The sequence below is a fragment of the Streptomyces sp. NPDC001380 genome, assembly GCF_042895785.1.
Lineage (GTDB): Bacteria > Actinomycetota > Actinomycetes > Streptomycetales > Streptomycetaceae > Peterkaempfera.
Genome location: NZ_JBIAWP010000007.1, coordinates 1 through 13529, shown reverse-complemented (window position 1 = coordinate 13529; position 13529 = coordinate 1). Strand labels below are relative to the sequence as shown.

The window sequence follows — 13529 nt, the reverse complement described above, 5'->3', positions numbered from 1 at the left end:
GCCGGGCGATCCTGACGGCATCTTGACGGCGCCCGGTACGGGCCGCCCCGGCGCCGCTGCGCACCGGTCCGGGCGCCGGCGGCGCTCAGACGGTGGGCATGAAGGTGTGCCGGGGCCGCTGCTCGGGGACGTGCAGGCGCGGGTCGGGCCGGGGCAGGTCGCCGCCCGCCTCCAGGATGCGGTCGGCGAGCCGGTGCGCGGCATGGCCGTCGTCCAGGTCGCAGAACTCCTCCCGGAACCACCGGTACCGGTCGGCGTACGCGTACGCGACCTCCCCGACGTCCGCGATCGCCTCCACCAGCTCCCGCGAGGTGGACAGCAGCGGCCCGGGGGCGCACTGCTCGAAGTCGAAGTAGAAGCCGCGCAGGGTGTCCCGGTAGTGCTCCAGGTCGTAGGTGAAGAAGAGCATCGGCCGGCCGGTGTTCGCGAAGTCGAACATCAGCGACGAGTAGTCGGTGACCATGACGTCGGTGATCAGCGACAGGTCGGCCATGTCGGGGTAGGCGGACACGTCCCAGACGAAGCCGTTCCCGGCGCCCGGCACGGGGTCGACCACGTTGGGGTGGCGCCGGACCAGCAGCACGTGGTCGCGGCCCAGCACCCGGCGGGCGTGCTCCAGGTCGATCCGGAAGTCGAACTTGTACCGGCCCGCGCCGTGGAACCGGTCGTCGCGCCAGGTCGGGGCGTAGGTGACGACGCGCCTGCCCGGGGGGATGCCGATCCGGGCGCGGACCTCGGCGGCCCTCCTGCCCTGGTCGGCGCGGACGAGGACGTCGTTGCGGGGGTAGCCGGTCTCCGCGAGCTCGCCCTCGAAGCCGAAGGCCCGCCGCAGGATCGGCGTGCTGAAGCTGTTGGGCGAGACGAGCACGTCCCACTGCGCGACCTCGGACCGCAGCCTCTCCAGGTAGCGCCGGTCGGCGAAGTGGACCGCCTCGATGTCGTGGCCGATCCGCTTGAGCGGGGTGCCGTGCCAGGTCTGCACCACCAGCTGGCCCTCCCGCTTGCGGAACCAGTCGGGCAGGTGGTTGTTGGCGACGACGTACCGGGAGGTGGCCAGCGCCTCGTACCAGTCCGGCGACCACATGCGCACCGGGCGGACCGACGGCGGCAGCTCCACCTGGTCGTCCTTGACCACCCACAGGTGCTCCAGGCCGGTGCCGCGGCGCAGCAGCTCCTCGTGCAGGGCCCGGGGGCTGTCGGAGAACTGGCTGCCCTTGAAGGAGTCGAAGAGCACCGCCGGGCGCACGGGCCGGCGGCGCGCCTCGGGGTAGGCCCGGGTGCGCAGCAGCTTCTGCCGGTAGGGGCCGCGGGCGTCCTCGGGCATCGCGGAGTGCACCAGGAGCGAGAGCCGGTCCCACGCCTCGGACTGCAGCTCGTAGCGGCGGCCGTCCACCTCGAGGTCGGCGGGCAGGCCGGGGATCAGCCGCTGGTCGACCTTGACCATGAGGTCGGCCGGGGGTCCGTCCTCCCCCGCCTCCTGCGGGAGCGCGGCGTCCTGGCGGCGCAGGAAGAAGTCCCACCGGCCGGAGGCGAGCGGGATGCTCCCGGCGAGCGTCCGCATCCGGGCGGGGGTGAGCACCGCCCGGAACTCGTCGCCCAGCCACTGCAGGGGCACGGTCCGCTCGGCGCCGTGGGCGCGCGAGCGGACCACCAGCTGCGCCGTGGCGTACTGGGCGGCCGTCAGGAGGCGTGCGGCGGGGTAGCGGCAGCGCAGCTCCAGCGAGCCGTCGGGGTGCCAGGACACGGCGGAGGCGACGGGCAGCGCGGCCCGTTCGAACAGCACCAGGTAGCCGGCGCCGTTGCGGTGGACCACGACCTCGCGGTCGCCCTCGGGGTTCTGCAGGGCGTCGGGCAGGCGGTGGCAGCCGTCGGGGACGTCCTCGGCCACCACCGGGTGGAGCGGCGCCCTGCGGCCGGCGATGTGGAAGGAGGTCTTCCAGCCGTTGCTGCCCATGGTCCAGGACCGGGGCGTGTCCGCCCCGGCCTCGCGGCGGGAGCGGGGGACCAGCCAGGACATGGGGACCCGGGCGGTGAAGGTGCACCAGCCCTCGCCGCCGGGGGCGAAGCGCACCGGGGCGTCGTACTGGGCGGCGCCGGCCAGGCTGCGCACCCGCAGGGTGGCGCGCTCGGGGACCTCGGGGGCGAGGAGCACCCCGCGCAGCTCCACGGCGTCCCCGTCGGCGCGGTGCCCGGTGATGCGGCAGCGCACGACCTCGATCCGCAGCTTGAGCCGGCCCTGGACGAAGAGCGGCACGGCCCGGACGTTGCGGTCCACGTACCGGTACGGCGGGTGGGAGGCGCTCCCCGCGCTCCCGGCGACCATGCCGCGGTAGCGGAACAGGCCGCGGCTGAGGACGCCGGCGGCGACGTCCCAGGTGCCCTCGACCCACGCGCCCCGCTTCCTCAGGCGGGAGATGTCGATCCTGGTCTCGAAGCCGGACCAGTCGTAGCAGTAGCGGTTCTGCCCGGAGGCCTCGGTGGCCTGCGGACGGTGGACGGTCCTCGCGGGGACCACGACCAGCCGGCCCTGCCTGCGGTTGCGCAGCGCCACGGCCTTGATCGACATGCGGCGCCTGTGGACGTTGATGAAGCGGATGTACGCGGCCCCGGAGAGGTGGAGCCGGTCCCCCTCCCAGTGGGCGCCGCCGAGCGAGGAGAAGAGCGAGAGGTCCTTCTCCACCCGGTACGCGCTCTTGTCCACGCCCGCCTCGCGGTCGCCGAGGAAGGGGTAGTCGAGGTAGCGGTGCAGCCGGCGGCGGATCGGGGGCGGGCCGCCCTTGCGGGCGAACTCCACGACGGCGAGCAGCTCGTCGAGCTTGCCCTGGCGGACCAGCGACCATTTGACCCGCATCTCGGCGGGGAGGTCGTCGACGACGGACGGGTCGGCCTCGTCGATGAAGGCGTTGGCCGCCTCCATGAAGTACCGGCGGAACTCCTCGTCCGCGTCGGGGAGCACGTTCAGGTGGATCATCAGGTCGGACCTGAGGCAGGCCTGGTCGTACCTGCGCTTGTGCTCCAGGTGGGTCCCGCCGCCGAACTCCGCCAGGAAGCGGCTGACGGAGCGGACCGCGGCCACCCGGTCGCGCAGGCACGGCAGCTCGTGGTGGCGCTGGGTGATGGACGGGGCGGAGCCGCCGTCGCGGCGGCGCCAGTAGTAGACGACGTCCTGGACGACGTCGACCTTGGCGGCGCGGTAGTGGGCGGTCATGTTGACCCAGGAGTCCTCGTAGAGGACGCCCTCGGGGAAGGCCAGGCCGTGGCCGTCCCAGAAGGAGCGGCGGAAGAGCTTGTTCCACACGGTGCGGTCGTAGATCAGCGCGTCGAAGCGCGTGATGTGGGTGCCGCGGCGGCTCTTTCCCAGGGGGGCCCTGTGCAGCGGGGACTGCCAGCGCCGGGTGGAGTCCATCATCTGGACGTTGCCGGAGACGAAGTCGGCGTCGGAGCCGTCCAGGGTGCGGACCAGCAGCTCGTAGGCGTACTCGGGCAGGACGTCGTCGCCGTCCGCGAAGGCGAGGTACTCCGCGCGGGGGTGGGCGGCGCGGATGCCGGCGTTGCGGGCGGCGCCGGGGCCCTGCGCGGACTGCCGCAGCATCCGGAAGCGGGGGTCGCGGCGGCAGAAGTCCTCGGCGAGGCGCGGGGAGGAGTCGGTGGAGCCGTCGTCCACCAGGAGCACCTCGAAGTCCTCGAAGGTCTGCCCCGCGAGGGACTCCAGGCACTCGGGGAGGTACTCCTCCACGTCCTGGAAGGGCACGACGATGCTCACACGGGGATGCACGGGCGCCAACGGGTCCTCCGGGTCTCTCTACGTCGTGGCGCCCTGCACGGCCGGCCCACAGCCCTCTCGCTCGGGGCCGGCGAACGGCCCCTCCGGTCACGGACATGTCCCCCGGCCAAAAGAAAAGCAAAGGGTTTGTAACCAGTTCGTGAACCATACAACGTGCTTTCCGCCCGGAGAACTCGATCTTCCGGCGGCACCCCCGTCGGGCCGGCGCCGGAGAACGGCTTCGACCAGCGGTTTTATGCGCGAGGGCGCCCTCCGGCGGACACGGACGGCCCGACCGTCCTCGCGGAGAAGGTGTGAAGGTCACACCGTGCGCAGCGGCCGTCGGCCCTGCCCCCCGGCGGGCTCCGGCCGCCGCGGACGGACCACCCTGCGGCGGAAGGGGGGCGTGCCCCTATGCTTCCCGGGGCCGCCCCGCCGCCCCGCCGCCTCCCGGAACCGCACCCGCGGCCCCCGGAGGGCCGGACCGGCGGAGGGGGCCGGCGGCAGGGGGCAGGGGGGTCGGCGCAGTCGCCGGCCGGGGCCGCACGCCCGCAGTGCCCCCTCCGCGCCCTCCCGAACGACCGGACCACCAGCAGCGCAAGGAGCGTGGAGACGCCATGGCACAGAGCGCCCGTGAGCACGCCGCCGAGGAGCAGGCCGCCCCGGCCGGGAACGGCGGCGCGGAGGCCGCAGGACCGGCGCCCCGGCGCCGCCGCAGGTGGCCGAAGGTCGTCGGCCTGGTCGCGGGCGTGGCCGTGCTCGCCGGCGCCGGGACGGCCTACGGCCTGTACCGGCACCTGGACTCCAACATCCACACCGGCGTCGACCTCGGCCGGGAGCTGGGCACCGACCGCCCGGCGAAGGTGGCCGCCGCGGCCAGGGACGTCCTGGTCCTGGGCTCGGACTCCCGGGCCGGCGGCAACCAGGACCTGGGCGGCGGCAACGTCGGCGGCGCCCGCTCGGACACCGCGATGGTGGTGCACATACCCGCGGGCGGAGGCCGGGCGACCGTCGTGAGCATCCCCCGCGACACCCTGGTGACCCGCCCCTCCTGCACCGGGCGCAACGGCGCCGCCCTGCCCGCCGCGAAGCGGGTCATGTTCAACTCCGTCTACAGCCTCGCCGGGCCGGCGTGCGTGGTGAAGACGGTCGAGAAGATGTCCGGCGTGCGCATGGACCACTACGTCGAGATCGACTTCGTGGGCTTCAAGGACCTGGTCGACACCATCGGCGGCGTCACCGTCCGCACGACGAACGCCATCGACGACCGGCACAGCGGGCTGCACCTGGCCCCCGGCACGCACCGGCTGGACGGCACCCAGGCCCTCGCCTTCGTCCGCACCCGGCACGGCGTCGGCGACGGCAGCGACCTCGGGCGGATCGGGCTGCAGCAGCAGTTCATGACGGCCCTGGTGGCCGAGGTGAAGAAGCAGGACCTGCTGGGCAGCCCGGTCAAGAGCTACAAGATGGCCGACGCCGCCACCAAGCTGCTCACCACCGACTCCGACCTGGGGTCGCTGACCGCGCTCGCGGAGTTCGGCCGCAGTGTGAAGGGCGTCGACCCGGACACCATGGAGACGCTCATGCTGCCGGTCCGGTACGACCGGATCGACCCGAACCGGGTGGTGGCGGCCGAGCCGCAGGCGTCCGCGCTGTGGAAGGCGATCCGCGAGGACTCGCCCGTCCCGGAGTCCGCGAAGCACTCGCCCGCCGCCGGCGGCGGCGTCTCGGGCTGACCGCCGCGCGGTGACCGCCTCGGGGTGACCGCTGCGGGGTGACCGCCGCGGCCGGACGCCCCGGGCGGAACCGGCGAGGTTCCGGTCCGGTGCGGGCCGGTCCCGTCCAGTGCGGCCCGGGTCGGCGCGGCCCGGCGGGTCACACGCCGGCGGCGGTCACCACGGCGTCGGTGGCGAAGCCCAGGAAGAGGCCCAGCAGGATCGTCCAGGTGGTGAGCTCCTTCATGGCGGCGCGGCGGGCGACGGCCAGGAGCTCGACGACGACGTAGAGGATGGAGCCCGCGGCGAGGCCGAGGAAGGCGATGGAGAGGGTGTCGCTGACCACGTGCTGCCCGACGAGCGTGCCGAGGAAGGTGGGCCCGCCGCCGATCAGGCCGAGCAGGGCCAGGGCCCCCCAGGAGGGCCGCTCCCCCGCGGCGGCCAGCGGGGCGACGATCCCGAAGCCCTCGGTGGCGTTGTGCAGGCCGAAGCCGATGACGAGCAGGACGGCGAGGGAGATCTCGCCCCGGGCGGCGGAGTTGCCGATGGCCAGGCCCTCGGCGAAGTTGTGCAGGCCGATGCCGGTGGCGATCATCATGGACAGGCCGGCGGCCCGGGAGCGGACGGGGCGGGCCAGCTCGGTGGCGGCCGCGGCGCCCGGCCCCTCGGAGAGGGCAGCCGTCCGGCGCCGGGCGATCCAGCGGTCGTAGTGGACCAGGCCGGCCATCCCCGCGGCCAGGCCGGCGGCCATGACCAGGCCGTCGGTGAGGGCGGTCCCCCAGCGGTGGTCCCCGACGGCGGCGCCGACCGGCTCCCAGGCGGCGCTGAGGACGTCCCAGACCAGGAAGACCAGGATGCCGACGGCGACCCCGTTGAGGGCGGTCGCGAGGCGCGGCGCGGGGTTGCGCAGGCGTCCGATCGGCAGGCCGAGGTAGATGGTGAGGCCGGCGACGGCCCCGAGGAGGACGATCTGCGAGGAGGACACGGGGGCTCCAGCCGGGGCGGGGGACGGCCCGCAGACGACAGAACAGATGAGGCTTACCCAACAAGCTACTGCGACCGGCTCGCAGACCGGCACCCCGCCCCCTGCCCGGCCGCCTCCGGACCGCCCCCGCCCGGCCGGTCCGCCCGGCTGCCCGCCCGCCGGTCCGCCCGCCCGCCGGTCCGCCCGCAGCCGCTGTGCCCGCCGCCGGTCCGCCCTGCCGCACAACCGGTCAGCCGATCGGGGACGGCACGGGCTGCTCCTCGCGCCGCTCCGCCGCCCGCCGGCGCTGCTGACGGGCGGAGTGCGCGACCAGGACGGCGAGGACCGAGGCGAGGATCAGGGACGAGCCGACGGTCCCGTACCCGAGGCCGCCCTCGGTGACCGGCTTGCTGAAGAAGTCGCCCACGGTCGCGCCCAGCGGCCGGGTCAGGACGAACGCGGCCCAGAACAGCGGCGGGACCGGGATGCGGGTCGCGTACCGGGCGGCGACCACGAGCGCCAGCAGGCCGCAGACCAGCAGCGCCCCGCCCCGGTAGCCGAGGCCCGAGCTGTCGGCCAGGAAGTCGCCCAGGGAGGTGCCGAGCGTGTTGGAGAGCAGGATGGCGGTCCAGTACAGGAGCTCCCCGCGGAACGTGGCGATCCGTGTGACGTCGAAGGGCAGGCCGGAGGCCTTCCAGACGGCGAAGACCGCCGCCAGCAGCGTGACGAGGACCAGCGCGCCCCTGGCGTAGCCGAGTCCGGCGGTGCGGTTCATGAAGTCCGACATCGTGGTGCCGGCGGTGCTCGTGGAGAGGATGACCGTCCAGTACAGGGCCGGGTGCAGCCGCTCGGCCCGCAGCTGCGCGACCAGGCTCGCCAGGAAGAGGGCGACCAGGACGACGGAGCTCACGGCGTAGCCGACGGCCAGGGTCTGGGCGAGCAGGTCGCCGCCGGTCTCGCCCAGGGTGGTCGCCGCGATCTTCATGATCCAGAAGGCCAGGGCGACCTGGGGAAGCTTGTTCATGGGGGCCGATCTCTCGCGGGTCCTCGCACCTCCGCGCCATGCTTCCGGCGGGACCGGCCGCGCGCCGGCCGTGTCGGCCGCGCCGCACCCGATCGGGGGAGGCCGCCCGCCCCGCCCCGCCATCGGAGCGGGCGGGGCGGGTGGCGGGAGCGGGCGGCGGGACGGCGGCGGCCGGGCCTTCGGCTACGGACGCGCGGCCCGCTCCTCCGGGGCCGCGTCGGCGCGGGTGGCCGCCAGGCAGCCGACCAGGACGGCGATCACCGCCAGCAGGACCAGGCTGACCGGTCCGGTGCCCAGCTCGAGGCCGCCCCGGTCGCGGGAGACGCCCATCCAGTCGGCGAACGAGGCGCCGAGCGGCCGGGTCAGCACGTAGGCGGACCAGAAGGCGGCGACCCCGTTGAGGACGCGCACGCGGAAGGCGAGGGCCGGGACGGTGATCAGCGCGGCGAACGCGATGCCGGAGGGCAGGTAGCCCAGGTGCATGGTCACCGCGGTCAGGTCGCCGGCCGCGGTGCCGAGGGCGAAGGTCGCCATGACGGTCGCCCAGTAGAAGGACTCGCGGCGGCGGGTGCGGATGCTGTGGATCGAGAGCGTCCTCTCACAGGCGTACCAGCCGGCGAACACCGCGGCGAGGGCGGCGGCGAAGAACACGGTGGAGACGAGGTAGGGAATGCCGAGCCCCACGTGCAGGACGTCGGCGGCCATCGTCCCGAAGACGCTGACCATGACGACGGCGGTCCAGTAGACCCATGCCGTGGAGCGGCGGGCCCGGAACTGCAGGACGAGGGAGGCGGCCAGGACGACTCCGGCACGCAGGAATTCCCGCCCCCGGCGCACGGAATTCCCGCTTCCGGGAGCACCGGTGCGACGGCACGGCGGAGCCCGGGCCCTGCCGGATGCGGGAGGACGGCACCGGCACTTTACCGTCTACAAATCTGTAGACGCCAGGGGGTGGGGCAGCCTGCCGCCGCTGTCCGCCCGCGGCGACGGGACACGGCGCACCCCCGACCGATGCGGGTGGCGGGGCGGAGGGGACAGCGGGCGGAAGGGCGCCGACGGCTGCCGACGGGGGCCGACAGGGGCGCACACCCGTCGGCGACGGGGCGCGGACCGGCCTCCCCCCGCGGACGGCGGCGTCAGCGCCGTGCGGCGCCGGCCGGCCAGGGCTCGGGGCCTCGCTGCGCAAGAGCGCCCGCAGGGCGCGCGCCCGCCGCTCCTCCGCCTCCACGGCCCATCAGCCCCGACTTGTCGAGCGCCCATCCGACCGCCTCGTCGAGGCCCCCGTCGAGCCCGTCCTGGACCGGGTTCCCGATCTGGGGGATCGGGACCAGCGGCTCGTCGACGGACTTCCTGACCCACGCGCAGGCGCCGGCGTCCCGCTCGAACGCCCGACGGCGCGGCCGGAGGGCCGCGCCAAGCCCACGGAACCGTGCCGGGCGGGGGGTCAGCCGCCCCGCGCCCCGCACACCGTCCGCCCGCCACCCCCGGCTTCCTCGACAATTCCCCCTGCGGATGTCACAACCGCCCGGCAACCGGTGTCCAACCCCGTGGAAGCGGCCCGGCGGAGGGCCCCGGAGGACCCGGGGCGCCGAGGGCCCGAGAGGCCGCGAGAGGCCCCGAGAGGCAAGGACGGACCATGGCGACCACCGACGTGCTCGACTCGTTCCTGTTCCACACCGAGACCGGCCGGGACCCCGGCGGCGTCCCGGTGGTGTTCCTGCACGGCAACCCCACGTCCTCGCACCTGTGGCGGAACGTGGTCCCCCACGTCGCGGACCGGGCACGCTGCCTGGCGCCGGACCTCATCGGCATGGGAGCGTCGGGGAAGCCCGACACCGGCTACCGCTTCGCCGACCACGCCCGCTACCTCGACGCCTGGTTCGACGCGCTCGGACTGGAGGAGGCCGTGCTGGTCGGCCACGACTGGGGCGGTGCGCTGGCCATGGACCGGGCGGCCCGGCTCCCGGGGCGGGTGCGGGGGCTGGCGCTGGTCGAGACGTTCCTGCGGCCGATGCGCTGGGAGGAGTTCCCGCCGAAGGGCGCGGAGCTGTTCCGGGCGTTCCGCTCCCCGCAGGGGGAGGAGATGGTCCTGCGGGACAACATGTTCGTCGAGTTCAACCTGCCCCACGGCGTGGCGAGCGGCCTCGGGCCCGCCGACCACGACGTGTACCGCGCGCCGTACCCGGACCCGGCGTCCCGCAGGCCGCTCCTGGCGTGGCCGCGCGAGATCCCCGTCGACGGCGAGCCGGCCGACGTGCACGCGCGCGTCCTCGCCTACGGCCGCTGGATGGCGGAGAGCCCCGGGGTGCCGAAGCTGCTGATGACCGTCGAACCGGGCGTCGGGATGGGCTCGGCGGAGACGGCCGCCTGGGCGAAGGACGCCTTCGCCGGCATCGAGGTCGAGTCGGTGGGACCGGCCGGGCACCACGCGCCCGAGGACCGGCCCGACGCCATCGGCGCGGCGGTCGCCCGCTGGCTGGACCGCCACGGCCTGACGGCGGCGGCGTGAGCACCGGGGACGGCCGGGGCACCGCAGGCCCCCCGGACATCACGGGCGCCCCGGACGGCCCCGGGGCCCGGGGCCGCCCGCGCGCCACCGCGGCCACGGACCCTCCTGCTCCCGCGCTCCTCCCTGCCGCCGCGGACCCCGCCGCCCTCCCCGCCTCCCCCGCCGCCCCGGACATCCCGGAAGTCCTGGACGCCCCGGACGCCCCGGACATCCCGCACGTACCTGGCGCGGAGAAGGACCTCGTCGCCCGTGCCGTCGCCGGCGACGCGGCCGCGCTGGAGGAGGTGGTCCGCCTCCTCCAGGACCCCCTCTACCGGCTGGCCCTGCGCATGTCCTGGCGCCCGGCCGACGCCGAGGACGCCCTGCAGGAGATCCTGGTGCGGGTCCTCACCCGGCTGGCGACCTGGCGCGCCGAGGCGCGGCTGCTGACGTGGGCGTACCGGATCGGCGTCAACCACCTGCTGAACCTCCGCCGCAGGACCCCGCAGGAGGCGGCGGAGCTCAGCCTGGAGCAGTTCCGCGAGAACCTGGCCGACGGACTGGCGGCGGAGGACCACGCGGGCCCGGAGGCGGCGCTCCTCGCCGAGGAGGTCCGGCTCACCTGCTCGCAGGCGGTCCTGCAGTGCCTGGAGCGCGGCGAACGGGTCGCCTTCGTCCTCGGCCAGGTCTTCGACCTGCCGTCGGACCAGGCCGCGTGGATCCTCGACGTCACCCCGGCCGCGTACCGCAAGCGGCTGGAGCGCGCCCGGCAGCGGGTCCGGGCCTTCATGCGGTCGACCTGCGGGCTGGTCGACCCGCAGGCGTTCTGCCGCTGTGCGCGGCGGGTGGAGGCGGCCGTCGCGTCCGGCCGGGTCGACCCGCGGCGTCCGGCCCTGGCCACGCACCCCGTGAGCCCGGGCGGACGGGACGTCGCCGAGGCAGCCGCCCAGCTGCACCGCCTCCACGACGCCGCCGCCGTCCTGAACGCCCACCCCGACTACGCCGCCCCGCCCACCCGCGCGGCAGCCGTCCTCACCCTCCTGCGCTCGGGCCGGTTCCCCCTCCTGGAGTGAGGACGGCGGCCCTCGGGACGGCCGGCCCCGCGGGGCGGGCGACACGTCCCCGGCCGCCGCATCCGGGCGGGGGCGGCCCAGAGGCGGTCAGAGGCCGTCGGCACGGATCGCGTGGACGGGGCGGTTGCCCGCGTACTCGGCGAGGTTCCGGTTCACCGGCTCGCTGCAGGCCCGGTCCGAGGCCGATGCGCGGTGGAAGCCCAGGTCCTCGCAGCCCTTGTCGAGCCGGAGCAGCGTGGAAGGCGTGTCGGCCCCGGAGGCGACGGTCCGCAGGCTGCCCCGGTGTGCCGTAGCACATGCGGTGCGGCGGGAGGGTCGCGCCCCGGCTCCCATCACCGGCGAGGTTCAGGGGTCCCGGCGTTCGGACACGCGGTGCGCCGACGGCCCGCCCGCGTCCGCGCCCGCGGGTCCTGCGCGCCGCGGGCCACAACGCCCCGCGGCGAAGGCGCGTCCTGAAAGGGTGGGCGCAGACGGTTTCGAACCGCCGCCCCTGCTCTGTCAGTCCGAGCCCGTGCTCCTGCGGCCTGCTGGAACCCCTCTCCGTGTGCGGTGCCTGACCCGCCGCTGGTTGGCCCGGTCCACCGTCGTCGTCCGGCGACGTCGATGCCAACCGGTGATGTCAGGAGAGCGGATGCTCCTCAGGCAGCGGCTCGCGGACGAACTGGGTACGCCGCTCGTCACAGGCGCCCATGGCGTGGAAGTTCCGACGGGCCTCCGTCAGGCTCAGCCGGCCGTTCGGTCCGCCGCGCACCCGGTCGGCGTCGCGGTCGTCCTGGCCGTCGTCCTCCCAGAAGCAGACCTCGCAGATCTCGAAGGCTCCACGCTCGCTCAACGTGATGAAGCCGCAGCACGGACAGCGGTACGGCCCGCCCTCGGTACTGCCCTGCACAACCATGAACGTCACGGCGGCATGATGCGTCATCGCTACGAGAAGCACACCCGTTTTCCCCACTGTGGGCCGGCCTGCCGAGCACCAGTTTGAAAAACGGCGTATGCGGGTCGCGGCTGACCTGACAACTCCCCGACCAGGGCCGGAGCGCGATCGGCGCCGCTGTTCCCCGCGAGTCCCCGCCACGTCCCGGACGCCTCGTGCTCAGCGCGGTTGAGGCAGCGGGTCCCAGTGTGCCGTGAGATCGGCGCAGACGATCCGGATCGTTGCCGTGGTGAACCGGAGTTCGTGGCTGCAACCGGTCTCGTGCGGCAAGATCTCGTCCAGTCGGAGGCTGTTGTAGTCGCTGAGCACGAAGGGCTCACCATCGTCGGCGACCACGTCCACTTGGGTCACTTTCGTGTAGCGGAGCGTGAGGCCTTGCTCGCCCGCTTCGCGGCAGCAGAGCAGGCGCATCTCGAACCCACTCGATGGGACTCGCGTCGGCGGAAGCGCGCCGAGCTTCAGATCCTTCACGCATCGCGGCGAAGAGAAGTCGTAGTGATCGGAGTCGCAGGCAAAAGCCTGGGCGCCGGCGGGCAGCGATGCGCGAAGGCCAGGAAGCGCGGCCAGATAGGAGCTGGGGTCGTGCCAGAAGCTTCCCCTGCCCTCGTGCTCAACGACGACGTACTTGATGGCCCCCCCTTGGTGTTGGGTAAGGGTAGCGAGGCTGCAGACCCAGCGGACGGTCAGTTCTTCTGGAACTGATCAGCCGAGTCTGTCACCTGCGACCACTCGGTGCCGCCCGCTTCTGACCTGCGGCGGCGTGAGCACTGTCTGTCAACATCGGTCAGCGTCGGTTGGCCTCGCACGGCCCACAGACGGCCCGGTCTCTCACCGCCGGGTTCGCGAGCGCGTCAAGCTGAGACCCACTTCGCCATGATCAGGCAAGGCGTTCCGGGCGACAGATCGTTCGTCTCCTCCAGCGGGAGGAAGCCAAGGGATCTGTAGAAGGCCCTAGTCCGGGCGTATCCGGGGTCCGGATGCGATGCTCCGAGGGTCTTGACCTGGAGCACTTGGCAGTCGTCCTCCTTGAGGTCAGCAACGAGCACATCAACCAGTGCCCTGCCAACGCCTTGCCGATGCCATGCCGGCGCAACAGCCATCAAGTGGATCTCGGCCGACTCGGTGAAGTGTCTGCGGTGGAGCAGTACCCCCACGCAGTCGGTGCCCGCCTGGGCGACCAGGCCGGGAAGGCGCGTAGCCGACTCCACGTACTCGGCGTTGGCCTCCGGGATGGCGAACCATGCAGGAAGCTGGTTGATCAACCGGGAGGCTATGCCCGCGAGGTCGGCGGAGGCGGGGACACGGGAGATCTGGAAGGCGGCAGAGTCCACCGGTGGATCATGCCAACGGATCCCAGTCGCGGGCACTTGTTTTTTCGGCCCCCAGCCTGAGCTGCACTGATTTTCGTGGAGTCCTTGAAGCCTGGGTTACGATCCAGGCGTAAGGAGAACTACAGCAGTGCCAGCACCCCGTAAGTACCCCGATGAGCTCCGTGAGCGCGCCGTCCGCGAGGTCCGCTCGAGTGGCCGGCCGGTCGCGCATGTCGCCCGCGACCTCGGCATCCACAA

Annotated in this window: 12 protein-coding genes; 4 read left to right on the top strand and 8 right to left on the bottom strand. The window is 74.0% G+C overall.

The features are described 5' to 3' along the window. Positions 1-85: 85 nt before the first annotated feature. Positions 86-3763, bottom strand: a complete 3678-nt coding sequence (locus ACFY07_RS10680) for a CDP-glycerol glycerophosphotransferase family protein (RefSeq protein ID WP_390868321.1) — start codon at positions 3761-3763, stop codon at positions 86-88. Between the two features lie 617 nt (positions 3764-4380). On the opposite strand from ACFY07_RS10680, the gene ACFY07_RS10675 reads away from it, so the two are divergent. Then, on the top strand, positions 4381-5499 hold the full coding sequence (locus tag ACFY07_RS10675; protein WP_390868320.1) for an LCP family protein: 1119 nt from the start codon (positions 4381-4383) through the stop codon (positions 5497-5499). Between the two features lie 139 nt (positions 5500-5638). On the opposite strand, the gene ACFY07_RS10670 is transcribed toward ACFY07_RS10675, so the two are convergent. The 3 genes from ACFY07_RS10670 to ACFY07_RS10660 form a co-directional block, all read right to left on the bottom strand. Continuing rightward, entirely contained in the window at positions 5639-6463 is an 825-nt protein-coding gene (locus ACFY07_RS10670) for a ZIP family metal transporter (RefSeq protein WP_390868319.1), read from the bottom strand. A gap of 229 nt (positions 6464-6692) precedes the next feature. Further along, a complete protein-coding gene (locus ACFY07_RS10665) occupies positions 6693-7466 on the bottom strand; it encodes a hypothetical protein (RefSeq protein WP_390868318.1) in 774 nt (257 codons plus the stop codon). 183 nt (positions 7467-7649) lie between these two features. Further along, positions 7650-8303, bottom strand: a complete 654-nt coding sequence (locus ACFY07_RS10660; RefSeq protein WP_390868317.1) for a hypothetical protein — start codon at positions 8301-8303, stop codon at positions 7650-7652. 799 nt (positions 8304-9102) lie between these two features. Between ACFY07_RS10660 and ACFY07_RS10655 the strand changes: the two genes are divergently transcribed. Both ACFY07_RS10655 and ACFY07_RS10650 read left to right on the top strand, forming a co-directional pair. Continuing rightward, complete coding sequence (locus tag ACFY07_RS10655; protein WP_390868316.1) at positions 9103-9975, top strand: haloalkane dehalogenase; 873 nt, start codon at positions 9103-9105, stop codon at positions 9973-9975. Continuing rightward, positions 9972-11027 (top strand): RNA polymerase sigma factor, encoded by a 1056-nt coding sequence (locus tag ACFY07_RS10650; protein WP_390868315.1) that lies wholly within the window; start codon positions 9972-9974, stop codon positions 11025-11027. The genes ACFY07_RS10655 and ACFY07_RS10650 overlap by 4 nt, the downstream gene beginning before the upstream one ends. A gap of 87 nt (positions 11028-11114) precedes the next feature. On the opposite strand, the gene ACFY07_RS10645 is transcribed toward ACFY07_RS10650, so the two are convergent. From ACFY07_RS10645 to ACFY07_RS10630, 4 genes are all read right to left on the bottom strand, one after another. Further along, on the bottom strand, positions 11115-11360 hold the full coding sequence (locus ACFY07_RS10645) for a hypothetical protein (RefSeq protein WP_390868314.1): 246 nt from the start codon (positions 11358-11360) through the stop codon (positions 11115-11117). Between the two features lie 286 nt (positions 11361-11646). After that, a complete protein-coding gene (locus tag ACFY07_RS10640) occupies positions 11647-11922 on the bottom strand; it encodes a CPCC family cysteine-rich protein (RefSeq protein ID WP_390868506.1) in 276 nt (91 codons plus the stop codon). A 198-nt stretch (positions 11923-12120) separates the two neighbouring features. Beyond that, complete coding sequence (locus ACFY07_RS10635; RefSeq protein ID WP_390868313.1) at positions 12121-12432, bottom strand: hypothetical protein; 312 nt, start codon at positions 12430-12432, stop codon at positions 12121-12123. A gap of 380 nt (positions 12433-12812) precedes the next feature. Next, positions 12813-13292 (bottom strand): GNAT family N-acetyltransferase, encoded by a 480-nt coding sequence (locus tag ACFY07_RS10630; RefSeq protein ID WP_390868312.1) that lies wholly within the window; start codon positions 13290-13292, stop codon positions 12813-12815. A gap of 127 nt (positions 13293-13419) precedes the next feature. On the opposite strand from ACFY07_RS10630, the gene ACFY07_RS10625 reads away from it, so the two are divergent. Then, positions 13420-13529, top strand: a 110-nt coding sequence (locus tag ACFY07_RS10625; RefSeq protein ID WP_390868505.1) for a transposase, incomplete at its 3' end; no start/stop codon positions are given.